The sequence below is a fragment of the Mycobacterium sp. SMC-8 genome (genome assembly GCF_025263565.1).
Taxonomy (GTDB): Bacteria; Actinomycetota; Actinomycetes; order Mycobacteriales; family Mycobacteriaceae; genus Mycobacterium.
This window is the reverse complement of sequence record NZ_CP079865.1, coordinates 3,957,848-3,982,982: the sequence shown is the minus strand read 5'-3', so window position 1 is coordinate 3,982,982 and position 25,135 is coordinate 3,957,848. Positions and strand designations below refer to the sequence as shown.

General features: G+C 65.5%; 25 protein-coding genes. 10 read left to right on the top strand and 15 right to left on the bottom strand.

All coding sequences use genetic code 11. The features are described from left to right. Positions 1-19: 19 nt before the first annotated feature. Both KXD97_RS19280 and KXD97_RS19275 read right to left on the bottom strand, forming a co-directional pair. Positions 20-1,171: a restriction endonuclease subunit S gene (locus tag KXD97_RS19280; protein ID WP_260751660.1), complete on the bottom strand. Its 1,152-nt coding sequence runs from the start codon at positions 1,169-1,171 to the stop codon at positions 20-22. Beyond that, positions 1,168-2,790, bottom strand: coding sequence for a class I SAM-dependent DNA methyltransferase (locus KXD97_RS19275; RefSeq protein WP_260751658.1), 1,623 nt, complete (start codon positions 2,788-2,790; stop codon positions 1,168-1,170). The genes KXD97_RS19280 and KXD97_RS19275 overlap by 4 nt, the downstream gene beginning before the upstream one ends. A gap of 258 nt (positions 2,791-3,048) precedes the next feature. Between KXD97_RS19275 and KXD97_RS33335 the strand changes: the two genes are divergently transcribed. The 4 genes from KXD97_RS33335 (at position 3,049) to KXD97_RS19255 (ending at position 8,060) form a co-directional block, all read left to right on the top strand. Then, entirely contained in the window at positions 3,049-3,348 is a 300-nt protein-coding gene (locus KXD97_RS33335; protein ID WP_396885472.1) for a type VI secretion system Vgr family protein, read from the top strand. A 1,497-nt stretch (positions 3,349-4,845) separates the two neighbouring features. Next, positions 4,846-6,258: a Fis family transcriptional regulator gene (locus KXD97_RS19265; protein WP_260751654.1), complete on the top strand. Its 1,413-nt coding sequence runs from the start codon at positions 4,846-4,848 to the stop codon at positions 6,256-6,258. A gap of 35 nt (positions 6,259-6,293) precedes the next feature. Further along, the gene (locus KXD97_RS19260; RefSeq protein ID WP_260751652.1) at positions 6,294-6,737 is read left to right on the top strand and encodes a hypothetical protein; all 444 of its coding nucleotides are present in this window, start codon (positions 6,294-6,296) and stop codon (positions 6,735-6,737) included. Positions 6,738-6,839: 102 nt separating this feature from the next. Further along, positions 6,840-8,060 (top strand): endonuclease/exonuclease/phosphatase family protein, encoded by a 1,221-nt coding sequence (locus KXD97_RS19255; RefSeq protein WP_260751649.1) that lies wholly within the window; start codon positions 6,840-6,842, stop codon positions 8,058-8,060. Positions 8,061-8,062: 2 nt separating this feature from the next. Here the strand turns inward: KXD97_RS19255 and KXD97_RS19250 are convergent, their stop codons facing one another. The 4 genes from KXD97_RS19250 to KXD97_RS19235 form a co-directional block, all read right to left on the bottom strand. After that, a complete protein-coding gene (locus KXD97_RS19250; RefSeq protein ID WP_260751644.1) occupies positions 8,063-8,956 on the bottom strand; it encodes a haloalkane dehalogenase in 894 nt (297 codons plus the stop codon). A 4-nt stretch (positions 8,957-8,960) separates the two neighbouring features. After that, complete coding sequence (locus KXD97_RS19245; RefSeq protein WP_260751643.1) at positions 8,961-10,193, bottom strand: winged helix-turn-helix domain-containing protein; 1,233 nt, start codon at positions 10,191-10,193, stop codon at positions 8,961-8,963. Between the two features lie 102 nt (positions 10,194-10,295). Beyond that, positions 10,296-10,778 (bottom strand): dihydrofolate reductase, encoded by a 483-nt coding sequence (locus KXD97_RS19240; protein ID WP_260758062.1) that lies wholly within the window; start codon positions 10,776-10,778, stop codon positions 10,296-10,298. Positions 10,779-10,938: 160 nt separating this feature from the next. Beyond that, the gene (locus tag KXD97_RS19235; protein ID WP_260751642.1) at positions 10,939-11,739 is read right to left on the bottom strand and encodes a thymidylate synthase; all 801 of its coding nucleotides are present in this window, start codon (positions 11,737-11,739) and stop codon (positions 10,939-10,941) included. Positions 11,740-11,854: 115 nt separating this feature from the next. Here KXD97_RS19235 and KXD97_RS19230 point away from each other — a divergent pair, with 115 nt between their 5' ends. From KXD97_RS19230 to KXD97_RS19220, 3 genes are all read left to right on the top strand, one after another. Then, the gene (locus KXD97_RS19230; RefSeq protein WP_260751641.1) at positions 11,855-14,629 is read left to right on the top strand and encodes a LuxR family transcriptional regulator; all 2,775 of its coding nucleotides are present in this window, start codon (positions 11,855-11,857) and stop codon (positions 14,627-14,629) included. Between the two features lie 159 nt (positions 14,630-14,788). After that, positions 14,789-15,712, top strand: a complete 924-nt coding sequence (locus KXD97_RS19225) for a hypothetical protein (RefSeq protein WP_260751639.1) — start codon at positions 14,789-14,791, stop codon at positions 15,710-15,712. A gap of 289 nt (positions 15,713-16,001) precedes the next feature. Further along, positions 16,002-16,283: a hypothetical protein gene (locus KXD97_RS19220; RefSeq protein ID WP_260751636.1), complete on the top strand. Its 282-nt coding sequence runs from the start codon at positions 16,002-16,004 to the stop codon at positions 16,281-16,283. A gap of 24 nt (positions 16,284-16,307) precedes the next feature. Here KXD97_RS19220 and KXD97_RS19215 read toward each other — a convergent pair whose 3' ends face one another. After that, positions 16,308-16,841 carry a DUF3558 domain-containing protein gene (locus tag KXD97_RS19215; protein ID WP_260751634.1) on the bottom strand — a complete coding sequence of 178 codons (534 nt, stop codon included), beginning with the start codon at positions 16,839-16,841 and terminating at the stop codon, positions 16,308-16,310. A 24-nt stretch (positions 16,842-16,865) separates the two neighbouring features. Further along, positions 16,866-17,933, bottom strand: a complete 1,068-nt coding sequence (locus KXD97_RS19210) for a hypothetical protein (protein ID WP_260751633.1) — start codon at positions 17,931-17,933, stop codon at positions 16,866-16,868. Between the two features lie 166 nt (positions 17,934-18,099). Here KXD97_RS19210 and KXD97_RS19205 point away from each other — a divergent pair, with 166 nt between their 5' ends. Then, positions 18,100-18,837, top strand: a complete 738-nt coding sequence (locus tag KXD97_RS19205; RefSeq protein WP_260751630.1) for a dienelactone hydrolase family protein — start codon at positions 18,100-18,102, stop codon at positions 18,835-18,837. 5 nt (positions 18,838-18,842) lie between these two features. After that, a complete protein-coding gene (locus tag KXD97_RS19200) occupies positions 18,843-19,763 on the top strand; it encodes an HpcH/HpaI aldolase/citrate lyase family protein (protein WP_396884406.1) in 921 nt (306 codons plus the stop codon). A gap of 22 nt (positions 19,764-19,785) precedes the next feature. Here the strand turns inward: KXD97_RS19200 and KXD97_RS19195 are convergent, their stop codons facing one another. The 7 genes from KXD97_RS19195 to KXD97_RS19165 form a co-directional block, all read right to left on the bottom strand. Next, positions 19,786-20,169 (bottom strand): hypothetical protein, encoded by a 384-nt coding sequence (locus tag KXD97_RS19195; RefSeq protein ID WP_260758060.1) that lies wholly within the window; start codon positions 20,167-20,169, stop codon positions 19,786-19,788. Between the two features lie 153 nt (positions 20,170-20,322). After that, positions 20,323-20,898: a DUF6431 domain-containing protein gene (locus tag KXD97_RS19190; RefSeq protein ID WP_260751629.1), complete on the bottom strand. Its 576-nt coding sequence runs from the start codon at positions 20,896-20,898 to the stop codon at positions 20,323-20,325. 268 nt (positions 20,899-21,166) lie between these two features. Further along, positions 21,167-21,289, bottom strand: coding sequence for a hypothetical protein (locus tag KXD97_RS19185; RefSeq protein WP_260758288.1), 123 nt, complete (start codon positions 21,287-21,289; stop codon positions 21,167-21,169). A gap of 12 nt (positions 21,290-21,301) precedes the next feature. Next, positions 21,302-21,757 carry a flavodoxin family protein gene (locus KXD97_RS19180; protein WP_260751627.1) on the bottom strand — a complete coding sequence of 152 codons (456 nt, stop codon included), beginning with the start codon at positions 21,755-21,757 and terminating at the stop codon, positions 21,302-21,304. Then, complete coding sequence (locus KXD97_RS19175; RefSeq protein ID WP_260751626.1) at positions 21,754-22,221, bottom strand: hypothetical protein; 468 nt, start codon at positions 22,219-22,221, stop codon at positions 21,754-21,756. The genes KXD97_RS19180 and KXD97_RS19175 overlap by 4 nt, the downstream gene beginning before the upstream one ends. Next, positions 22,218-22,955: a 4-hydroxy-tetrahydrodipicolinate reductase gene (gene dapB, locus KXD97_RS19170; RefSeq protein ID WP_260751625.1), complete on the bottom strand. Its 738-nt coding sequence runs from the start codon at positions 22,953-22,955 to the stop codon at positions 22,218-22,220. The genes KXD97_RS19175 and dapB overlap by 4 nt, the downstream gene beginning before the upstream one ends. A gap of 117 nt (positions 22,956-23,072) precedes the next feature. Next, a complete protein-coding gene (locus KXD97_RS19165; protein ID WP_260751622.1) occupies positions 23,073-24,488 on the bottom strand; it encodes an HNH endonuclease signature motif containing protein in 1,416 nt (471 codons plus the stop codon). 260 nt (positions 24,489-24,748) lie between these two features. Between KXD97_RS19165 and KXD97_RS19160 the strand changes: the two genes are divergently transcribed. Continuing rightward, positions 24,749-25,132 (top strand): hypothetical protein, encoded by a 384-nt coding sequence (locus tag KXD97_RS19160; RefSeq protein ID WP_260751620.1) that lies wholly within the window; start codon positions 24,749-24,751, stop codon positions 25,130-25,132. The last annotated feature ends 3 nt before the right edge of the window (positions 25,133-25,135 follow it).

The following is a 25,135-nucleotide window of genomic DNA, read 5'->3' as shown; positions in this document are numbered from 1 at the left end:
GACAACTGCGATTGATCGGTCAGAGCGCATCGCTGCCCAATGCCTCAGCGTCATTGACGCGGACCTTGCCGGACATCAGTAGCTGGAGGAGTTCATCGCGAGTGCGCGCAAGCGCGACGGATTCTTCGGTGACCGCTCTGGTCACGGCGGCGAATCGCACCGCAATCGCGTCGAACTCGCCAACGTTCGATGGCACCTGAAGCACTAACGTCTTAAGGTTTCCCATGCTGATCTTGGGTTGAACAGCACCTGTGACGAGATGCGCGACGTTTGACCGGATTATGGATTGTCGAAGTGTTTCGGTCGCGACTCCGTTGCCTTTCAGCACATGTGCGTGATTGTTGACCCACGACGGTCCCCAAATGTATTGCACGATCGGGTGCCCCTGGTCGTCAATAACTGAACCATCTTCGCCCACCAGCACCAACGGTTCGTCGAATATGGCTTCGTCGACGAAATCCAATCGACCAGCAGCGCCGTAGTAGGGAACAGCGCCCTTCCGTTCTTCGCGCTGGCGAGATGATAACGGAATGCGCTCTCGGTTCCGAAAGATCGCAAGCTCGCCAAGATCGACTTCCTGACTACCTCTGGACAGGAACGATGCATACTCAGCCGCAACGAGCGACTCGGTTAATCTGAGGAGGTGGTCGTTAGCAGCAATCTTGTCATCGAGGGCATTGAGGACCTCTGCAATGGCGCCTTGCTCGCGCACATCCTCATGCACAAAGAATCGCAGACGACCGAAGTCGCCCTTCTTGAAGTGTGGAATCATAGTGCCCACGTGCATATTTTCGATTCTTGACTGAACGTCCGCTGCGCGGATCCGATAGTACAGATACCGCGAGTTGCAGGTCTCCGGTTTGGCGCGGAGCGCCACCATATCCTGTGCGATACAGAACGGAACTGGGTCTGGGACAACAGCGACCCGCCCCGGCGTCCCCTTGCACACGAACAGAACATCATTCGGTTCTGGATGGGCTCTAAACCAATTCGAGTACGTCTCTTCATCGACGAACCTGACGTTCTCGAACACTGGTTCGCGATAGCCACTTTTCACACAATTAGTTGCAATTAGAGGCATACCAGTCTCAGCTGTCGGACACGTCCGACCACGATTGTCGACTATGAAGCCGACCAGATCCAGCAAGCTGCGCTCCACCAGTGTGCTCACGAGAGCCGCTCCAGCTGCTGCCGCACAACCTGTTCCAACCGCGCCGACTCATCGAATGCCTCCAATAGTTGCTTCTTCAGCCGGGCGATCTTGTCGTCAATGGGCTCGCCGTCGTCCTCGACCTCGGCCGCCCCGACATACCGCCCCGGTGTCAGCGCATAATCTGCGGCCTTGATCTCCGCTAGCGTCGCCGACCTGCAGAAGCCTGGAACATCCTCGTATTCCACACCTTTGGCGGCCGCTGACTTCGATCCCCGCCAGGCGTGGTAGGTGTCGCCAATCCGCACGATCTCCTCGTTGGTGAGCGCCCGCTCGGCGCGATCAACCATGTAGCCCAGTTCGCGGGCGTCGATAAAGAGCACCTGCCCGGTCCTATCCATCGAGCCCTGATTGCCTGCGGCCTTGTCCTTCGCGAAGAACCACAGGCACACGGGGATTCCGGTGCTGCGGAACAGCTGGGTGGGCAGCGCGATCATGCAGGACACCAGATCGGCTTCGACGATCTGGGCACGAATATCGCCTTCTCCGTTCGAGTTTGACGACATCGACCCATTGGCCATCACAACACCGGCTTTACCGCCGGGCGCGAGCTTGGACAGGATGTGTTGGATCCACGCGTAGTTCGCGTTGTTGGCCGGCGGCACACCGAATCGCCAGCGCGGGTCTTCCTCGTTACGGGTCCAATCCTTGATGTTGAACGGCGGATTGGCCATCACGTAGTCCATCTGGACATCGGCATGCTGGTCGCGAGCGAAGGTGTCCCCCCACCGCGCACCCAGCCCCTTGTTGTCGATGCCGTGGATGGCGAGGTTCATCTTGGCCATCCGCCACGTCTCCTCGATGCTCTCCTGGCCATAGATCGCAACGTCTTTCGCGTCACCGTCGTGTTCGGCGATGAATTTCTCGGTCTGCACGAACATGCCGCCCGAACCGCAGCACGGGTCATACACCCGACCTTTGGACGGTTCGAGCACCTCGACGATCACCTTGACCACGCTGGGCGGAGTGAAGAACTCGCCACCCCGTTTACCCTCCGCGCGAGCGAAGTTGCCGAGGAAGTACTCGTAGACCTCGCCCATCAGGTCGCGGGCCCTGTGCTCACCCTGACGACTGAACCGCGCACTGTTGAACAGGTCGATCAATTCCCCGAGCCGCCGCTGATCGATGTTGTCGCGGTTGTACAACCGCGGCAGCGTGCCCTGCAGCGTGGGGTTGGCGGTCATGACGGCGTCCATCGCCTCGTCGATGAGTTGGCCGACGTTCTTGGCGGCCTCGCTGCCCGCGGCCTGCTTACCCTTGGCGTTTTCGGCCAGGAACACCCACCGTGCGATCGGTGGCACCACGAACACGTTGTACCCGTGGTACTCCTCGGGATCGTCGATCAATTCTTCGATCTGAGTCTCGTCCATGCCTTCGGCGGCAAGCTCCGCGCGGATTGCTTCGCGCCGCTCGTCGAACGCATCGGAGACGTATTTGAGGAACACCAAACCCAGGATCACGTCCTTGTACTGGTTTGCCGACAGCGAGCCGCGCAGTTTGTCGGCGGCCTTCCAGAGCGTGTCCTTGAGCTCCTTCATGGTTGACGGCGCCTGCGGTTCTTGCTTCTTACGGGGCGGCATCGCTATCCGTCCTTTCCTGTTCCGACCGCCGCGGCGACGCCGGGCGTGGTGGCTGTGGCCCCGAGCGCCAGAGCGCCGGCGGCGACTCCATCGATCAAGGCAGACTTCAATTCTCGGGCCGCTTCGACCCGGCGGCGGGCTTCCTGTTCGTAAACACCGGCGTCACGCAGTGCCGTTTCCAGCAGCTCGGCTTCCTCACGACCGAGGACCGGGACGCTCCAGGTCTCCCAATCGGTTCCCGGCGATACCCGTTCGTTGATGACGGTGGCCAAGAGATGGGGACCGATCAGGGCGGCCGCCGAGATGCGGAGGATCCGCGCCGGGCACGCGACCATCGCCCCACCCTCCGAATCCACCCAGGCCCGCGGCTGCGGCTTCTCGATGAACACCACATCACCGGGCTCGGTCCGCGCCGCGCGGGGATACTTGAGCTCGGCGTCGAACGGATCCAGTGTCAGCGCCCCGACCAGTTCGACGGGCAGCACCCGAACGGAACCGTCTGGTGCCCCGTCGGCGGGGTCGATCCGTCGGCCGCGTTGGATGATCAGCTGCTTGTGAAGGTGCAACTCGCCGAGAGATCGGTGCTGCAGCTTGATGTTGGCCGGTGATGATTCCACCAGCACGTCGAAAGGTTGGAGGGGCGTGGTGGTGACCAACGTCGCACGGTGCACGCTTTCCAGATGGTCAGCAGCACGGCTGCCGCCGAGCTTCACCGCGCGTACGCCCCGCGGCACCACCGGCCCTCGGGCAAGCGTGGCCGCCAACGCCAGCCCGCGCGCATACCGGTAGGCACGTCCCTCCGTCTGCGCAAGGGCCCCTGCGATATCAGCGGCAAGGTCGGTGAACTCGATGACGCCATCGGCGCCGAGGTCGGCAACCGACACCACCTCGGCATTCGCACCGCCCACGCAGATCCACACCGCCAGCGCCTGCCGGTGCGCCTCGCGCCACAGACCACGCGGAAGACGCAGCGCCGCCACCAGATTGCCGACACGCAGCACGTCCGCGCGACGTGCCTGCAGCGGCCCGGCTAGATCATCGGCCAGTGATGCCGCCGTTCCGATCACGATGGCGATGCTGCCGGGCGCGAGTCCGAGGACGATGTCATCGAGTCGATCGAGCGATGCCGCAACCTCCAGGCTGATCAGCGACGACATCGATACCTGTTGCGCAGCAGTACGTTCACGCACATGGATACCGCGGATCAGAGCGCGGCGCCGCAGAGCTCGGCTGTCCGTCGTGATGTCGAGGCCGCACACCTGGGCGACATCGAGCGCGACGGCGGCATCGTCAGCGGACAACACCACATCCTCATGTTCAAGATGGACGATGGCCGCCTCCACGATTGACCGCAACAGCGCGACGGCGTCCGGCGTCAGGTCACGCAGCGCCATCTCACGCTTGAGGCGTCCGTTCTCGAGTCGATCCAACGCATCACCGGGCCCATGGGATGCGGCGATCAAATCGTCCACATACTCAAGCGCGGCCGGTGTCGGTGTCATCTGCCGGCACTCCGCCGCAATCACCGTGTCGTCGGGGTCGAACTCCTCCGCCGCGCGAACCCGCTCGTCCGCCGTTGTCTGGGCGAGCTCCAGGCCCGTGAGAACGTACCAGCACACCAACGTGACGATGTCCTCAAGCTCGCTACCGTCGGGCACTGCGACGGCCGGTGCGTCGTACTGGTGCTCAGGGTTATTTCCGCGGCCGGTCCTGGCCAGCCAGTCGACCACCTCGTCGCGGTCGAACCGCGCTATGCCGGCCACCTTCTCGACGGGGTCGGGAAACGGCAGTAACACGCCGCGGACATACCGACGCTTTCGCCACATGCTGACGACCGGACGCTGTACGTTGGCGAGGTCGGCGACATCCTGCAACGTCATCGTGCGCAAAGCCGACACCTCCCCTCGCCAGAATCAAACTAAGCTGCGGCGTATTGACATCGCAACAGTAGTTTCCGATAAGCCCCCTTATCAGTGTTTGACGTTGATCCGATGATGTGGACCACAGCATCCTCGGGATCACCCGCACCGAGCGGTCGACACGAGAGGAACTGCCATGAGCGACACCCAGCGAGCCCATCTGCACGACGACAACACCGCCGTCGTCATCGAGAACCTGTCCGTCCGAGACAAGGACGTCGTTCGCGAAGCCCAGCGTTGGACCACGGGAGAGCGCAGCGACATCGTCGACGACCCGACGGTCCTCGCCTGCGCCGACCTCACCCAGTTCGTCACCGAAGCCGTCAAGATCGGCGCACACGCGCTGTCAGCAACCGGCCAATCCCAGGATTCGAGGGCCCTTGAGCGGATGCTGAAGGAGGTCGGCGAGAAGGCGTCCGACGCGACATCTAAAGCGGCCGAGCTCACCGAACGCACCGTGAAGGACGCAACCGCCACAGTGACCAAGGCCGCGGCGGACGCCAAGAAGGCCATCGTCGAAGCGGACGAGACCAGCCGCAAGGAGTTCACCAGGTCGGTGGCTGCGGCCAAGACCGAACTCAACGACGCGGTGCGACGGATCTTCGCCGGCGAGAACCCCGAACTCCTGGAACGACTGCAGCCATTGCTCGACAAGTTCGGCACCGATCTCGACGCCAAGAGCAAGGCCAGCATCAGCGAAGTCCTCGCCAAGGCCGTCAAGCAATTCGACCCCAGCGATCCCACGTCGCCCATGGCCAAGCACTCCGCGAGCCTGGAAGCACGTCAGCAACTGTTGACCGAACAGATCGGCAAGAACCACGACGTCATCGCCAAGAAAGTCGATGACCTCGCCACCGCTCTGAAGGTCCAGGACGCACGCACCAAGCTGAGCAAGGTCACCCCGATCAAGGGTGACACGTTCGAAAACCAGGTCAACGTCGTCCTGGCGGCGGTGGCGGCCGGCCTCGGCGACGAATACACCGACACGCGTGCAAGCGTCGGCCACTTGTCACGGTCGAAGAAGGGCGACGGGCTTCTGACCGTCGACGGTGGTATCGCGCGCGTGGTCATCGAAATGACGGACTCGGCCCGCGGGGGTTGGGCCGAGTACCTGGACGAGGCCGAGCGCAACCGGCATGCCGGCGCCGCGCTCGGCCTCGTCCGAACCCCCGAGCAGAACGGTGGTCAATCCATCCGGGTCCTCGGCTCGCGACGCATCGTGCTGGCGTTTGATCCGACCACCGACGATCCCGATCTTGTCCGCACCGCCATCATGCTGCTACGCACCGCAGCACTAGCGTCGGCCACCCGCCGTGGCGCCGAACAGTTGGCGACCGCTGAGGAGAAGATCACGGCTGCTGTCGCGCAGCTGGATCGCGTCGATGACATCAAGAAGGCCGCCGGCGCCATCCACAAGAACGCCGACAAGATCGAGAACGGATGCACAGCAGCGACTTCTGCGATCAATCGGTTGCTCAACGACGCACTTGCCGCCTTGGCCGAAGCCCACCCGGAGGATGGCAGCGCCTCCTCGGACGCCGTGGCCTGACCATCCGCACGTCCCAACGAAACGAAGAGAAGCCCGTGAACCGAATCGCACTGTGCGTCATCCCCATCGCTCCCCTGGCCATCGCAGCGCTGTCCGGCTGTGTCGCGCAGGATCAGACCAAGGCCCGACCGAACACCCCCGCTGCGGCGTGGTCAGAGGCGACGACGACGCCCAGTCCGATGGTCTCGCCACCGACGGCCGCCGATTTCGAAGTCGGGGTGATCGTCACCGAGCAGAAGTGCTTCGGCTCAGCCGGCTGCAACTACCGGTACACCATAAATCCGCAGTACGTCAGCGCGAAGCCGCTGCCGGACAAGACCACCGTCGTCTTCACCGTCACTGGTGGCGACCAGGACCAAGTCGGCAACTTCACCATCGACCAGGACGGCACTGCCACGTTCGACCGCGAGACGTCGATCTCCGGACAGGAGAACGCCAACTTCCGGGCCACGGTAACGCAGGTGATCCCGGGACGGTGACACTTCGACATTCGCTAATCAGCAAACTTGTGTCACTGGCCGCCGCTAACCTTCCCCTCGGATCTGACCGAATCCGCCTCACCTACAAAGGGAGCATTGCCTGTGTCCAGCCGTCGACGTCAAGCCGATCTGCCGTTGATCGTGGCCGGCAACGACACGCGCGACGACACCGACAAACCGGCGGACCGCAAGTCAACCGAGGAGTGGCGTGTGGTTGCACTCAACATCCTGCACGGTGGCGGCAGCCGCGTGGATGCACTCGCCCGCAGGCTCTTGAGCTACGACGCCGACGTCCTTGTGCTGACCGAGTTCCGTCCGACCGGGACCGGCAAGATCCTCATCGACCGATTGGAAGCGAGTGGCTACGAAGTCTCATATCCTGCGCCGGTCATACAAAATTCGGTGCTCGTCGCTGCGCGCGCGGGCATCAACCGCGCGTGGGCCTTCAGCGACGAACTTGAGGCTCGCCGGCTGTGGTGCGTCGACGTCGACGGCCTCGTCGTCTGCGGTGTCGGCATGCCCAACAAGTACGCGAAGCTTCCCTACTGGGAGGCGCTGGTCGATAGCGGACGCTCCGGCTGGGTCGACCTGTTCGTCGGCGACTTCAACACCGGTGACAACAACCTGGACAAAGATCCTCGTGGGGCCAGGTTTGTGGCGGCTGAGATGCCCGGGCGACTCGTCGAAACCGGTTATGTGGATTTGTGGCGATCAGCCCATGCCGGGGTCCGCGAGTACTCATGGTTCAGCAATACCGGCAACGGATTCCGTATCGATCATGCATTCGCCACTCCAAAGTTGGCCCGCACCGTGACGGGTTGCGAATTCGACCACGCACCCCGAGTCGAGCAGGAGACTGATCACTCTGCGCTGATCGTCTCTTTCACCCGCGCCCCCACTGGTAACGCCGCCCTCACCCCCCGCCTCCTCGAAGAGATCACGCGATGTCTCGACGCGAGTCCGATGCGACACGGCGTCGTCTTCCGCGGGATGCGCGCTGGCCTGACCGCTGAGCAGATGGCCTCTGAGTCCGGCAAGAGCGTCGCACACATCAAGAAGTTCATGCGCAGCGTCGATTTGTTGCTCACCGGACAGCTACCTGGCCCCGGGCCGACACGGATGGCGCTGACGAATTCCTATGTCTATCGCGAGCTGAAGAACTTCTCGATCTCCACCGAGCTGAGCCATTACGTTGACCTGCGACTTCGGGAACTGCAGGGTCTCAACTCGGATATTGACATCAAAGAGCCGTTGAAACGGAGAAGCTTGCCACGAGCAACTTCGGCACGCTGTAAAGTTGCCCCACCTGAAGCGCTGAAGTAGCGCTACGGATTGGCGGCGATGAAGTCGACGACGACGGTCGCCAGTTCGCGGCCCTTGTCCTCCTGCAGGAAATGCCCGCCGCCGGCAATGGTCACCTCCGGCTGCCCCTGGGCGCCCGGGATCAATGTGCGCAGCGGCTCATCGGCCCCGCGGGTGATCGGATCAGAATCCGAGAACGCACACAGGAACGGCTTGTCGAACGTGCGGAGCACCTCCCATGCCGCCCGGTTGGCCGGCGCGGCGGGGTCGTCGGGGCTGGTGGGCACCAGCGTCGGGAACTGCCGCGCGCCGGCCTTGTACGAATCGTCCGGGAATGGTGCGTCGTAGGCGGCGATAACCTCTGGGGAAAGCGTCGACACGCACCCGCCGTCGACGATCTTGCCGACCGGGAAATGGGGGGTCTCCTGACTGAACCGCTGCCACGCCAGGAAGGCTTCACCGGGGTGCTGATCGCCGGTGGGCAGCGTGGTGTTGGCCGCGACCACCCGGGCGAACCGGTCCGGATGCTCACCGACCAGGCGCAGCCCGATCAGCCCGCCCCAGTCCTGGCACACGAGCGTGATCCCGGCCAGGCCGATCGCGTCGATCGCGCCCCACGTCCAGTCCACGTGCGCCTGGTAGGTGTAATCCTCGCGGCGGGCCGGCTTGTCGCTGCGGCCGAACCCGACCAGGTCGATCGCGACCGCCCGCAGCCCCGCTTCGACCAGGACGGGGATCATCCGCCGGTACAGATAGCTCCACGACGGCTCCCCGTGCAGCAGCAGCACCACCGGGCCGTCGGCCGGACCTTCGTCGAGGTAGTGCACCCGTAGCCCGCCGACGTCGACGTAGTGCGGGGCGAACGGGAAGTCGGGCAGGTCGGCGAAGCGCTCATCGGGGGTGCGGAGAACATCCATTGGCTCAGCTTGCCAAGGCCGCGCGCAATTCGGTCGCCAAATCGCCGCGCTCACCTACGACCACGTCGCCCAGGCCGAGCCACTCTGCCATGGTCTGCAATTCGGCGGCCAACCCGCGCGCGACGTGCGCGCCGTCCCGACCGTCCTCGGTGAACGCGCCGAGTACGGCGAGCGCGCCGTTCACCCGGTCGGCCTTGAGGTCGACGCGTCCCGCGAGATCACCGTCGAGCAGAAAAGGCCACACGTAGTAGCCGAACTGCCGCTTATGGGCCGGGGTGTAGATCTCGATGCGGTAATGGAAATCGAAGAGACGCTCCACCCGCGGCCGGAAGAAGATCAGCGGGTCGAACGGGCACAACAGCGCAGTGCCGCGGTCCCGGCGCGGGACGCTCTGCCCGGTGCGCAGATAGGCCGGGGCCGACCATCCCTCGACGTCGACCTTCTCGATCTCGCCGGCGGCGACCAGTTCGGCTATGGCGGGCTTGACCTGCCGGGCATTGAGCCGGAAGTAGTCGCGCAGATCGGCTTCGCTCGCGACGCCGAGCGAGGTGGCCGCGCGCAGGACCAACTCGCGCACCGCCTCGGCCTCGTCGACCTCACGCCCGACCACCTCGGCGGGCAGCACGCGCTCGGTCAGGTCGTAGTGCCGCGCGAACCCGAGCCGGGTGGCCGTGGTCAGCACGCCGGCCGACCACAGCGCCTCGGCGACCCACTTCGTATCGCTGCGATCCCACCAGGGCCCTTTGCGGCCACGGGGCTCAGATGCCAGGTAAGCCTCGATCTGACCTGCGGTCGAGGGACCGAGCGTGGCGACCGCTTCAACGATGTCGTCGGCGAGTGCGGCGTTCTTCTTCACGATCTCGACGCCCCACCGGCCGTGCCGGTACTCCCGCATCCGCCACCGCATCAACGGCCAGTCATCGACGGCCATCAACGCGGCTTCGTGCGCCCAGTATTCGACCAGCAACCGCGGTGAGCGCGCCGAATGGCTCCATGCGGCACGGTCCAGCAGATCGCGGTCGTAAGGACCGAGACGGCTGAACACCGGCGCGTAGTGCGCCCGCACCGCTACCGACACCGAGTCCAGCTGCAGCACCTGCAGCCGGGAGATCAGCCGCTTCAGATGCGCGCGTGTGACCGGCCCCGTCGGCTTCGGCTCGTGAAACCCCTGGGCCGCGACGGCGATCCGGCGGGCCTGTAGGGCGGTCAACGTCGCGCTACGAAGAGAGGACGCCATCGGGTTATCGTGGCCTACCGCACCGACAACTCGGTCCGCGGCGTCTGGCGCAGTTGCGGCCCGTAGCGAGGCCCGACGGCAGATCTCACGCCGCGCGAGCGTTCAGCGCCGTACGTAGGTGTAGAACCGGTAGCGCAGCCCTGACGAGCTCTCGCGCCAGTCCTGCTCGGTACCGACCCACGCCTCGTCGAGCACCGGCGCCAGCGCGTCGTCGTCCTCTCTGCGCAGATCGATGTCCACCTCGGTGACCTCGCACCGCGTCGCCGACGGCAACGCCAGCCCGTAGATCTGCGAGCCACCGATCACCCATGCGTCGTCCAGCGGGGCGTCCTCCAGGGAGGTCACCACCTCTGCGCCGTCGGCCGTGTAGTCAGCCTGCCGGGAGACCACGACATTCCGGCGGCCGGGCAGCGGCCGGAACCGCTGCGGCAGCGACTCCCACGTCAACCGGCCCATGATCACGGTGCGGCCCATGGTGAGCTCCTTGAACCGGACCATGTCCTCCGGCACACGCCACGGGATCCCGTTGCCGCGTCCGATGACTCCGGAACTGGACTGCGCCCAGATCAGGTTCAGATCCCACATACTCATGATTCGGACCTGCAAGCAGTCCTCAACATCTTCGATTCGGACCTGCAAGCAGTCCTCAACATCTTCGATTCGGACCTGCAAGCAGTCCTCAACATCTTCGATTCGGACCTGCAAGCAGTCCTCAACATCTTCGATTCGGACCTGCAAGCAGTCCTCATACAGCCACCGGGGCCTTGATCGCCGGATGCGGGTCATAGTTTCTGATGACGACGTCCTCATAGGTGTAGTCGAAGATCGAATCCCGCGGCGCGAGAACGAGTTCCGGGTAAGGCCGCGGATCACGGGAGAGTTGCTCGATGACCTGGTCGACGTGGTTGTCGTAGATGTGGCAGTCACCGCCGGTCCAGATGAACTCCCCCACGCCCAGGCCCGCCTGCGCGGCCATCATGTGGGTCAGCAGCGCATAGCTGGCGATATTGAACGGCACGCCGAGGAACAGGTCGGCGCTGCGCTGGTACAACTGGCAACTCAGCTTGCCGTCGGCGACGTAGAACTGGAAGAACGCATGACACGGCGGCAGCGCCATCTGTGGGATCTCGCCGACGTTCCAGGCCGAGACGATGTTGCGGCGCGAGTCGGGATCGCGCTTGAGCAGGTCCAGCGCCGCGCTGATCTGGTCGATGTGCTCACCGGACGGGGTCGGCCAGGACCGCCACTGCACCCCGTAGACCGGACCCAAATCGCCTGTCGGAGAAGCCCATTCATCCCAGATTGTGACACCGTGGTCCTGCAGCCACCGGACGTTCGAGTCGCCGCGCAGAAACCACAGCAGTTCATAGACGATGGACTTGGTGTGCACCTTCTTGGTGGTGATCAGCGGGAACCCGGCGTTCAGGTCGTACCGCATCTGATGACCGAACAGGCTGCGGGTGCCGGTTCCGGTGCGGTCGGATTTGGTGATGCCGGTATCGAGCACCAGACGCAACAAGTCCTCGTAGGGCGTGGGGATCGGCACGCGCCAAGCTTACGTCGCCCGAACAGAGGCGAGCAGTTCGACGCGGCCCAGCGCGTTCCTCATCCGATCCACTGTTTCCGGGGCGAGTAGTGCGGATTGCTGTAATCATCGAATCGTGACGTTTCCGCGGGATACCGGGGATATCCCACGACCAACCGAATTGGCCGCCGTCGCCGACTTCTTCCAGGCTGTGGCCGAGCAACCTGCCGCACTTCTGATCGAGGGTGAAGCCGGCATCGGCAAGAGCACCGTCTGGCTGTCCGCGCTCGAGCGGGCCCACTCGTGCGGAATGCGCGTACTCCGTGCACGTTCGGCCGCCGCTGAATCGGTACTGGCCTATGCGGCGCTGGCCGACCTGATCCGGGGCGTCGACCCCCCGGTGTTGGCGAATCTGCCGGAGCCCCAGCGACGAGCGCTGGACCGGGTGATGCTGCGGGCGGGCGTCGAGGACGTCGCCACCGACCCACTCGCCGTGGCGGCAGGTTTCTTGTCGGTCATCGACATCCTGACAGCGGAGTCGCCCGTGCTCATCGCGATCGATGACCTCCAGTGGCTGGACACCTCGAGCGCAAGCGCCCTCGCATTCGCCTGCGCCCGCCTCACCGGTCAGGTGGGATTGCTCGGCACGGTACGCACCCCCACAGACGGCGACCGCGCCCCGCCGCTGCCCCAGATGCCACGGCCGGACCGCACCCGGCGAATACGAGTGCAGCCCTTGTCGGTCGGTGCGCTCCATGCGGTTCTGCACGAACGGCTGGGGCGGACGTACTCGCGACGGACAATGGTGCGGATACACGAGGTCTCCGCCGGTAACCCGCTCTATGCCCTCGAGTTGGCCCGCTCGATCGGGGATGCGGCCACGCTCGCCGATCAGCCGCTGCCTCCCACCCTGGCGGACGTGGTGCGAACCCGCCTCGGCGCCTTGGACGCCGAGCTGCAGGACGTGCTGCTGGCCGCCGCCTGCGCCGCAAGCCCGACCGTCGAACTCGTCGCTCGTACGTCCCGCAGAGGCATCGACAGGACCGTGGAACTACTGGAAGTGGCCGAGAACAAAGGAGTCATCGGGATCGAGGGCAACGGTGTGCGTTTCACCCACCCCCTGCTGGCTTGGGGGATCTACACCTCGGCCGCCCCGGCGAAGCGCCGGGAGACCCACCGGCGACTCGCCGACGCCATCGAGGAACCAGAGTTGCGGGCCCGGCACCTGGCTCTCGGCTCCACCCATGGTGACCCCCGCACCCTTCGGTCGCTGGACGCGGCAGCCGAGTCAGCACGAAGCCGCGGAGCACCGGTGGCGGCAGCCGAACTCACCGATCTGGCCATCGGACTGGGCGGAGACACACCGCAGCGACGAATCCTGTCGGCTCAACACCATTTCCATGCCGGCGAGCCCGCGCGTGCGCGTGCCGAGCTGGAAGCGACGATCGCTCAGCTGCCGCCTGGAGTGCTGCGCGCCGAGGCGACAAGTCTGCTCGGCTACATCCGATTGCTCGACGACAGTTTCCCGGAGGCCGTCGAACTCCTTGAGGGGGCGATACCCGACGCCGCCGGCCATCCCCCGGTCGTGGTGCCGGTGCTGGTCGCCCTGTCTTTCGCACTGTTCAACACGGGCCGCCTGGACGATGCGATACGGCGCGCCGAGGAGTCGGTGACCAGTGCCGAAAATCTGGGGCGCCCCGACTTGCTGAGTCAAGCACTGAGCATGCGGGCCATGATGGCCTTCTTGCGGGGCGACGGCGCCGATGAAGCGGGTCTGCGACGAGCGGTGGAAATGGAGGACCCTCAGGCCAACATCCCGAGCGCGTTCCGGCCCAGAGCGCACCAGGCTGTCATCCGCGCGTGGGTGGGCGAGCTCGATGAGGCTCACGCCGATATGCGCTCACTGCGAAGGCAGTGCATCGAACGCGGTGAGGACGGCGAGCTGATGTTCGTCGCGTTCCACAGCGCGATGACCGAGATATGGCGAGGGAACTTCGCCGACGCCACATTGATCGTCGAAGACACCGTCTTGCTCGCCCAGCAGCTCGGGGGGGACCTGCCGATGTCGGTGACACTCACCGCCCGGGCGCTACTCGGGGCTTACACGGGCCGGGCCGACGACGCGCGCAAGGATGTCACTTCGGCGCTGGCAGCAAGCCAACGCTGTGGGTCGGCACTGCTCGGCGAGTGGCCGAGGACAGCGCTGGGGTTCCTCGAGGTGTCACTCGGCGACCATCAAGCCGCCCTCGACACCCTCGAACCTCTGCTGCCGAAGCTTCGCGCTGCACCGAACGCGACCGAGATCATCACGGCGTCGTTCGTCGCTGATGCCGTCGAGGCGATGGTCGCCCTGGATCGTTGTTCTTCGGCGCTTCCCCTCGTGGAAGCGCTCGAACTCAACGGCCGCCGTCTCGGCCGCGCCTGGATGCTTGCTGTGGGGGCGCGGGGCCGGGCGATGGTGTCGGCCGCCTGCGGCGACGTCGACGCGGCGGTGGTGGCCGCCCACCACGCGATGTCGCGACACGAGCATCTGCCGATGCCGTTCGAGCGAGCACGCACGCAGCTCCTCCTCGGCCAGCTTCAACGTCGACAGCGCCACAAAGAGGACGCGGCGGCAACACTGCAGGACGCGCTGAAGACTTTCGAGCAACTCGGTACCCCGTTGTGGGCCAACCGGGCACGCGCTGAGTTGGGCCGCGCGAATGTCGGCCCACACCGCGACGCCGTGCTCACGCCATCCGAACGGCGGGTGGCCGAACTCGCCGCGTCGGGGTTGACGAACCGCGGCATTGCGGCCGCCATGTTCATCAGCCCAAAAACCGTGGAAGCCAACTTGTCCCGCATCTACGCCAAGCTCGGCATCCACTCGCGGGCCGAACTCGGGCGGCACATGAGCCGACCCGGCGTATAGGGACAATCGCCCTCCACATCGGAAAAGCATAGGGAAACACCCGATTAATCCGCCCCCTGTTCGGGCCTACGCTCCGCGTAGCCGGCTCGGGTGTCTCGCCGAACTGATCCCTGGCCGGTTCAACAAACGCCGGCGATGTCGACCACTGATGGAGAAGTCATGAGCAAACAGATACCCAAGCTATGGGCCATGTTGGCCGCCGCGGCCGTCGTCTTCGGGCTTGTGTGGGTGGCGCCGGCGGCGGTGCCCACTCTGGCCCCGAGCATGACGCCCGTGGCGAATGCCGACGTGCTGCCCAATGGCTATGACGTGAACTGTACGAAATCCAACGACGGCCAGGTGGTGTGCACCATTGCGGGCTGCCCGCGAGTACACGAGGATCTCGCCGGGGACGTCGTGCACACCAAGATCAATGGCGGGCCACAAGCCGAGCTGGACAAGGCGTGCGGCAACGTCACAACCCAGGTCGTCAACACGTCCTCAGGTTTTAATCTGGCGATCCAAGGCTGTCGCAAGAGTACGTTCGGCAGCGATGATTGTGGTGCCTGGTCGGACTACAGGTACACGCCTCCCGCGCCGCCCGCACCTCAAGTTGTTCAGTGCCCGCCTGGGTCGAAGAGCGCCACCGTTCCAGTCGGGCAACAGTGCCAGTTGGCCGACGTGCAGTGCCCGCCTGGCTCGAAGTCCCCGACCGTTCCAGCGGGCCAGACGTGTGCCTTGGCACAGAAGAACTGCCCGCCGGGATCGTTGTCGGCGACCGTTCCGGGTGACCAGCAGTGCGCAGCTCCGACGAATGCAGTGTCGATGAACGTGACTCGGGCCGGGCTCAACGCCAATGTCGCGGTCACCAACAAATCGGCACTGCCCGCCGAATGCGCCTACACCGCAACAAGAACGAGCGGATTGCTCGGGCCGGAAACAGTGAACAGGAACGTCAGCGTCGGCGCGAACAGCACCGGAAACATCACCGACCTGTTGTGGCCGCCACCTCTTGTCAGTTACCGCGCGACTGTGCGATGCACGGCCGACTATGACGGGAAACAGGTCACCATCGGCGAGTCCACCCAGAACGTGAGCGGATAGTCTCGACCGCTCACTGCAACAACGGAAGTGCCTGCCCTGCCTGGGCGACCAGGGGCCTGCGCAAGCCCCCGAGCCTCCAGGCAGGAAGGCACTCTCGTCGGGCAAGCGCAAGCCGCAGTGTTTCATCAGCTGGGTTGCGCCTGAGCCGTGCAACCAAGACGCACGCCCCCAGTAGACCTCGGGCCTCTCCCCCGCTGCCGCGAAGCGGACGCCCGCTCTGATGAGTCGTTTCCGAGTCGTAGGGAAACACCCGATTTACCCTGTCCGCCAACGCGATAGCTTCGATTTGATGAACATCTCCGTCCCGTGCTATCTCGTCGAGTGGTACCGATCGTCAGCCACCGCCGAGTCGCTCGAGGAGACAGCGGCCCGACTCAACGAGTGCGCGGCGTCGGTATCCGCGTTGGGACCGCCCGTGCATCTACTGTCCATGGTTGCCGTGCCCGGCGACGAAGTTCTGTTCGGTGTCTTCACGGCAGGATCGGCGAGCGCCGTCGCACAGACATGCGACCGGGCCGGCATACCGGCCCAGCGCGTCACCACCGCCACCGACCTGGATCTGTCACAGTGACCCCGGCCCGCGCGGTGTCACGCGCTATTCAGGAAGCTGCGGTCCGACCTTGCGCGCGAGTTCGACGGCCGCGTTGTCGGCCTGGTCAGCCGACATGCTGAGCACCGCGACCTGCACACTGTTGTTCCGCCCGGCCGCAGGAAACTCCACCTGGCCGTAGCCCAGGAACCGCATCCCGTCCGGACCCGGCCGGCCGACGTCGGGCATTCCGGGCTCTGGTGGGGGTAATGTGCCGTTGATCGCCGTACCGGGGTTGCCGATCTCCAGCGAAATCGACTCGTAATTCTCCGGGTTCTCCCACACGCATGCAGGTACCTCGGGGTTGTTCGAGGTCGACCTACCTTCCACGGTCACGCCGAGCAACGCCGAGATATCCTCTGCCGCAATCAGCGAACACGCGTCGATCGCAGATGCGTGTCCAGCGTCGGCGGCGACGGTTCTCGACGTGTCGCCGGCATTGGCGTCACCGCCGCTGGGGCCGCTCTGCGAACCGCACCCCGCCATGGTCAAACACAGGACAGCCGACACGAGGCGAGAAGTCGTCGTGAGATCTTTCATCCGAACCCCCTTGATCAGCAGTTGTCACGAATTGCGCACGCAGTCGTAGGTGAGCGGGATTTCGTCGCCCAATCCGACGACGTCGAACTGGTCGACGCCGATCGCGTCGAACGAGTGCGCGTCGATCCCGAGGTCGGCCCACTTCGCGGCGCTGGTTCGATCGTCGGCGAAGGTCAGCGGGATCTCTCCCCCGTCGGAGAGCAGCATGCCGAACGTCTTGAGTGCCCGCAGGATCACCTTCTCCCCTTCCGAGTAGTCCGATTCGTCGAAGCCGGACTTCAACCGAAACCGCACGCCGTAGGGAGGTGCGTCTGGATCGGCACTTGTCGGACCACCGGCATGGGTGGCTGGTCGGACGTAGACGGATTCCTTGATTCTGTCGTTCGGGAGTATGAACCGAAGCGCATGATCGACTGCGCCAGAGGCAACTTCGTCGGCGGTCGGGGTGAGAGCGGCGATCGGGAAGCCGGCGGCGTCAGCGCTCGTGCACTGGTCGCCGCGTAGGGTCGGCGGGTACTTCTTGTCGAGATCCCATACGAAAAAACCTTGCGCCGTGATGGTTTCACCTTCTGCAGTGGCTTGATAGGTCTCGTAGAGTCTCCGGCCGTCGCGGTCGGCGACGAGCAGATGACAGTCACCCTGCCCCGCGCTGTCGCCTGACGCGTCACACGTGAGATCCGGTGACCCTTCGATGTTGGCGTCCAGCGGAACCGGCATCTCGGCGGGAACGCTGTCGCATGCCGCACCGCCCCAGCAGTAGTCGTCGGTGCCGACCACCTGGCGGCGCGGCGTGTCGCCGTCGGCGAAAAAGACAGGGATGGAGAAATCGATCTGGAGAGCGTTGTCGCCGCCCCAGCCGCCCATGCTGCTCAGCGCCTGCACGATCGCGTCGCTGCGGTCGGATATTTCTGCTCCGGAGACGTCGGTGGTCCACGGTTGCGGACCGCTGAACAGGCCGTCGTATGACGCCGGCCGCGGGGCCGGACTCGCGGCGTATCCGCTCTGTGATTGACCGCCGCAGCCAGAGGATGCGACAACAACTGCGCACACGATCGTGAGGGTCTCGGTACGCAGTGTCCCCACCATGCTCACGCTCCGCTGCCTCAAATATCTCGCCGGTTGCTGAAGTGCCGACAGCGTGGTCTGCCCTCCGGGACGGGACGCTATATCGGGTATGTCCGCGATAAATCGGGTGTTTCCCTATGGTGGTCGGGGCACGCACAGCGTGCGTCGACCCGGCTGAGGTAGAACGGAACCCATGCCGAGGATCACCGATACGATCACCACCGCAGACGGCGCCTGCCCCGTCAGCCTGCACACGCCAGACTCCGACGGGCCGTGGCCCGGCATTGTCATGTATCCCGACGCCGGAGGCGCCCGACCGACCTTCCGCGCGATGGCGGACAGGTTGGCCGGCTACGGCTACGCCGTGCTCGTGCCCGACGTGTATTACCGCGACGGTGACTGGGCGCCGTTCACGATGGCGACGGTGTTCGAGGACGAGGCCGAGCGTCGTCGACTGTTCGGCATGATCTCCAAGATCACCCCCGAGATCATGACGTCCGACGCGATCGCGTTCTTCGACTACCTGGCGGCCCGGCCCGAGGTCCGGGGCGCGTCGTTCGGCACGACCGGGTACTGCATGGGCGGCCGCACGTCGCTGGTGGTGGCCGGGCGGGTCCCCGATCGGGTCGCGGCGGCGATGTCCTTCCACGGGGGCGGCCTGGCCACCGACGACACCAGCAGCCCGCATCTGCTCGCCGACAAGATCCGCGCCGCGGTCTACATCGGTGCGGCCCGCAGCGACCGGTCGTTCACCACCGCCGACGGTGAACGACTGGAGAAGGCGCTGACCGATGCCGGCGTCGAGCACACCATCGAGTGGTACTCGGCGTTTCACGGGTTCGCGGTGCCCGACAACGGGCCCTATGACGAGCCCGCCGCGCGCCGGCACTGGGACGCGATGCGTTCTTTCTTCAACAGTCACCTAGTCTGAGCTGCGTGTACGACCAGAGTTTCGGTGAATCGGCGTTCGGTGAGCAGGGCCGGCGGATAGACCCCGTGCTGGCCCGCAGTTGGTTGCTGGTCAACGGTGCGCAGTACGAGCGCTTCGACGCGGCCGCCCACTCCAGGGCCGACATCGTGGTCCTCGACATCGAGGACGCCGTCGCGCCGAAGGACAAGGCCGCGGCCCGGGCCAACGTGATGCGCTGGCTCGGTGAGGGCCACACCGACTGGGTCCGGGTGAACGGGTTCGGCACCGAGTGGTGGGCCGGTGATCTGGAGATGCTGGCGGGCAGCCCGGTGGGCGGGGTCATGCTGGCGATGGTGGAGTCGGTCGACCATGTCACCGAGACCGCCAAGCGCCTGCCCGGCGTGCCGATCGTCGCGCTCGTCGAGACCGCGCGCGGCCTGGAGCGAATCAACGAGATCGCCTCTGCTAAGGGCACCTTCCGCTTGGCGTTCGGTATCGGCGATTTCCGGCGCGACACCGGCTTCGGTGACAACCCGATGACGCTGGCCTACGCGCGGTCGCGCTTCACGATCGCTGCGAAAGCCGCTCATCTGGCGAGCGCGATCGACGGTCCCACCGTCGGGTCCAGCGCACAGAAGCTCAGCGAGGCCACTGCCGTGTCAGCGGAGTTCGGCATGACCGGCAAGATCTGCCTGACCCCCGAACAGTGCCTGACCGTCAACGAGGGGCTCTCCCCGTCGGCGGAGGAGATCGCCTGGGCGAAGGAGTTTCTCATCGAGTACGAGCGTGACGGCGGCGAGATCCGCAATGGCTCCGATCTTCCGCGCATCGCCCGCGCCAACAAGATCCTGGAGCTTGCGCGCGCATACGACATCGAACCGTCAGAGTTCAACGACGTCGACGAGCCCACTCACATCCCGGCCCCGTCGGACACCTACCACTACTGAGGCTGGGGTCCATCACTTTAGGCTAGGGGCGCCGCCTGCGCGCCAAGTAGGTCGTGACGGCCCGCAACGCGCCGCGCGCGGCGTAGATCCCGGCAAGCACCGTCAGGATGATCAGCACGACGAACATGACAAGCCAGTTCGTGCGGGAGTGCTCGACGTTCCACCAGACGATGGTGAACAGAATGGCGCAGATGAACACCACGATGTCGCGCCAGTTCCCCTGGTAGGAGGCCGCCAGTTCACGGAGCTCGCGGCTCTTGTCGGCGGCGGCGATCAGGCCGTCGATGCGCATGTCGATGATGCGCTGAAGTTCGGCGCGACGCTGCGCCTGGTCAGCCGGGAGTCGGTCCAAAAGATCCAGGTCCTTGGCGATCGCCGCGCGTGTTGGCCGTCGCTCAGGATGCAGACGATGGCGTCACTGTGGATGCAGACGTGATTTCGGGGGTCGGTCTGCATTGTGACGGGGTAATCGTCGCGGCGACGCGGTGGTCGTCATGGTGACGACTGTCGGCAGGCATGGTGATGACGCCCCCGGCGGCAGCGCGGGGACGTCGGAGGGTCAGCCGGGTGGCGCCAGAAGGCGGCCGCGGGTGTACATCCCGATCAGGGTCCACGGCGGCTCACCGAGGGCGTAGCGGCGGCGGTCCCAGTAGGCCGCTGCCGACAACAGCGACAGCGCGTGGTGCAACATGTTCCCTCGGTAGCGCAGCGCGGTGAACGTGTCGGGGTCCAGGGCGAGCAGCTGCTCGGTCCCGTCGCGTGCGAGACGGTCCAGGTGCTCTGGCGGTAGTCGGCGAAGCCAGCGGCGCACGGTGGACACCGGCCGCCCCATGGTCGCCGCGATACGCCGGTGTCCGAGTCCATTTGCTTTGTGCAGCAATGCTGTTCCAATCACTGCGGTGGTGTCGGCATGGCGTGGCTGCAGAGCGGCGGGCATCACGATATGCGTTGACGAGCAGGACCGGCATCGCGTGCGGCGGGGGCGCACCGTGATCGTGGTCCCGTCGTGATCGCGCACGGAGCGCCGCCTGCCGTAGCCCCAAGAAGTCAGCTGGCCGTCGCGGCACCGCGGGCAGCGGAGTTCGCCGGCGGCGAGCAGTTTCTCGGCCAGTTCGCCGGTGCGCGCGACGATCACCGCAGAGCCAGTCCATGATCCACCAGCCTTACCTATCACCCGGGAACCGGGATAGGGGTCAGTTCGTGTTGGGCGACCGCAGAATCGACGCGTCCGCCGTCACCGATTGTGACGATCTCGGGATTCGGCATCGCGCCGGAGCCGAAATGGACTCTGCGCGAGCAGACCAGCGCGGGGTCCGTTCGTGGGCACGCTGATGATGCAGACGACCGCCGTCCCCGACCCGGGATTTCGACAACTTCAATGACGATCACCCCCGCCGTGGTCGTCACACAGAGGGACGGTCAACAGCGCGCACGTCAGGCGGACGCAGGTTCCCCGCGGCCAGACCGAGCAGCGCACCACCTGCGATCGGTGCGCCGGCCAGGGCGATTTCGGCGATGCCGGGCATGAGACTCCTTCGTCAGACCATCAGTGTCGCGGCCACTGTCGCACCCAGATTCCAGCACGCTTCCAAGTCGCTTCTGGTCGGCTTGCCGGAGACGATCACAGTTTCGGCGGCTTTCTCCCACTTGAGCGCACCGGTGATCGCTGCGAGTGCCCGCTCAGCGCCCTCGGTGCCTTCGTTGCCGTGCAGATACATCCCGAACGGCCGGCCCTGCGCCGAATCCAGCAGGGGGTAATACGACTGGTCGAACGCGTGCTTGAGCGCGCCGCTCATGTAACCGAGGTTGGCCGGAGTGCCCAGCAAGTAGCCGTCGGCGGCCAGCATCTCGGCCGGTGAGACCGTCAGCGCTGCACGGCGCAGCACCTCGACACCCTCGATCTCGGGATCCGTCGCGCCGGCGAGCACCGCCTCGAACATCTCGTGGCAGTGGGGCGACGGGGTGTGGTGCACGATCAGCAGCGTCTTGCTCATCGGGCCGACTCCTCGAGCAGTACCGCCTTCTTCATCGTCTCCCGAGCGCGGCCGCGGTCACCGGCGTAGTCGTACGCGCGTGCCAGCCGGTACCAGCGGAGCCAGTTCTCGGGGTCGGCCTCCAGTTCGTCGCGCACCGCGCCGAACAACGCGTCGGCCGCATCGCGTTCGATACGGCCAGACGGCCTTCGCGGCAGGTCGCTGATGTCGAGCTCCATTCCCTGTTCGCGGGCAAGCCGCGCCAGTCTCTGATGTGCCAGACCGGCTTTCAGTGTCGCCACCATCGCCCAGATTCCGATGACGGGCAGGATCAGGATGGCCGCCCCGAGCCCGATCGGCGCCGGCTCCCCCGAGGAGATCAAGATCCACGCCGCCCGCCCGAGCAGGACGAAATACACGACGAGCGCGACGCACATGAAGCCGATCATCAGCTGTGTGCGCAGGGCGCGCGCCCCGTCACTCATGTCAGGTCGAGCAGGGATTCGATGCCGATCGTCAGACCCGGATGTTCCCGGATCTTGCGCACGGCCAACAGCACACCGGGTACGAAGGAGGTGCGGTCGATGCTGTCGTGACGGATGGTCAGCGTCTCTCCGAGCGTGCCGAACAGAACTTCCTGGTGTGCGACCAGGCCGGCGAGCCGCACGGAGTGCACGGGGACGCCGTCGACGTCCGCTCCCCTGGCGCCGTCGAGACCGGTACTGGTGGCATCCGGGTTGGGCGGCATGCCTTTTCGTGCCTCGGCGATGAGGCGGGCGGTCCGCATGGCGGTTCCCGACGGCGCGTCAGCCTTGTGCGGATGGTGCAGTTCGATGACCTCGACCGACTCGAAGTACTTGGCGGCCTGCTGCGCGAAGTGCATCGACAGCACGGCGCCGATCGCGAAGTTCGGCGCGATGAGCACCGAGGCGCCCGGTGTGGCCGCAAGCCATTCCCTGACCTGATCGAGGCGCTCGTCGGTGAAGCCGGTGGTGCCGACGACCGCATGAATCCCGTTGTCGATCAAGAACTTCAGATTGTCCATGACGACACTGGGATGGGTGAAGTCGATGACGACCTCGGTGTCGCTGTCCACGAGCGCGGACAGCGAGTCGCCGGCATCGACACCCGTGGTGAAGGTCAGGTCGTCGGCGGCCTCGACGCCCGCCACCATCGTCGCGCCCACCTTGCCCTTGGCGCCCAGCACTCCCACTCGCATGGGCTCACCCTAGCGTCCCAGCTCAGGCCTCAGGAATTTCGCTCGCCGCCGCTGACTTTGCCGGGTCCCCGCGGTCGATCTGCAGGCGTCGGCGCTGACCTGGGGCGCTCCCAAGGATCAGTTGGTGGTGGGTGGTGGGGGTTGGAAGGGTGTGTACCACTTCCACTGAGCCCGTTCGCCGGACGGCCCACGATAGGGCGCGACTTCGGGTGGGGGTTGGGTCGGGGGACGGGCCAGTGACCCGGGTTCGAGGTGTCGGCCGGTGCTGTCGGTGACTGTGAGCCGCTCGGCGGGTCCGGTGATGGTGAGGACGCCGCGGTGATGCAACCGGTGGTGGTGGGGACAGACCAGCACCAGGTTGTCCAACTCGGTCAGCCCGCCGTCTTCCCAATGCCGGATGTGATGGGCGTGCAACCCCCGCGTGGCCCCACACCCAGGCACCACACACGTGCGATCACGATGCTCCAACGCCCGCCGCAACCGCCGGCTGATCGTGCGGGTCGTGCGCCCGGAACCGATGACCTGCCCATGGCGTTCGAACCACACCTCACACGTGGCATCACAAGACAGATACCGACGATCGGCAGCCGAGAGCGCCGGCCCCAAATGCAGGGAGGCGATGCGGTCTTTGACATCGACATGCATCACCACCGTGGTGTGCTGCCCATGCGGGCGCCGCGCCACCTCAACATCCCAGCCCGCCTTCACCAGCGCCCAGAACGCCGCCACCGTGTCCGGCAACGGCGCCCGCCCCACACCCTCACCGCGATCGCCGGTGTCGTAGCCGCGGTCGGTGATGTCGTGGTCGGTGTCGTGGCCGTCGGCGTGGTCGGTGATGTTGTGGTCGCGTTTCCACTGCGCCACCAACGCCTCGTGATGAGACCGCAGCGCCGTGTCGAACGTCGCCGCCTCATCATGGGGCAACGCGATCCGCCAATAGGTGTACTGCTCATCACTGGTCTTGGTGATCGACGCCCGCGGCGCGGGATCCGGCCTGACCGCGGGTTCAGACCGGGACTCGGCCTCGGCCTCAGAGTCGGATTCAGGGTCCGACTCAGGGTCACAGCCGGATTCGGGGTCACAGCCGGGTTCGGGTTCGGGGCGGGGTTCCTGCTTGACCGCGATACGCAACTGGGCCACCGTCGAATGGGCGGCCAACTCGGCGTAATGATCGTCAGAACCCGCCCCCGCGCCCTCGGCGATCACCCCGACCTGATCCAACGACAGCCGGCCCTCCCGCAAATCCCGGCTACAGCGCGGAAACTCCCCAAGCCGGCGCGCCACCGCCACGATCGTCTCGGCGTTACGAAACGAAGTACCCAACTTCCACGCGATCAACCCCTCCATCGACCGCACACCGGTGAACCCCCACAACCCGGCACCATCGATCTCGGCAGCGATCTGCGCGATACGCCCATCAATGGCGTTGCGCTGACCCGCCAACTCCCCCAACTCCTCGAAAAACGCCTCAAGACGATCAGACTGACCCACCACACCACCAGTGCCAGTACCAGTCGGGACCCTCGAGGACATAACCCCATCCTCCCAGCACCCACCGACAAAAAACGGCCGCGCGAAACCGACTCAGGACGGCCTCTTTTCGCCGAATCGGCAGTAAACAGTCAGTGGTGAAATGACCGGGCCGTGCTGGTTCACTTGCTCTGCCTGTCTTGCTACGAAAAACGACATGCTTGCCGAGGATGCACGGCCTCGACCGGAAGCGCGCGCCCATTCCATACGACTCCGGGTCCGTAAGACGCTGCCACGTTCCACACCCCGGCTAGTCTCATGGGATGACTCGTGGCTTCCGGCGGGCGCCGGCGCTCACCTTGGCTGCTGCATGTGCGTTGACGGGCGGCGTGCTGTCCGCGGCGCCCGCGGCCGCGGCACCGTACGGCAGCAACGGCGTCTTCGGTGTCACCACCCAGCCCCGCGACGGCTGGGCGACCGCGTACATCCCGCCCGGGCACTACCGCGTAGACCAGTCCCCCAGCATGCAGCCTTACCAGAGCCCGCCCGGCCGCTGGTTCCGGTGCAGCGACTTCCCCTGTGCGCCAACATCTCCGGGGAACATCATCGGAATGGGCGCGGCCCTGCGGGACGTGCCGACGTTCGTCGAAATTCTGCCCAGCGACGTGGCCGTTGCGCTGCACAACGTGACGCTGACCCCTGCCTGAGGT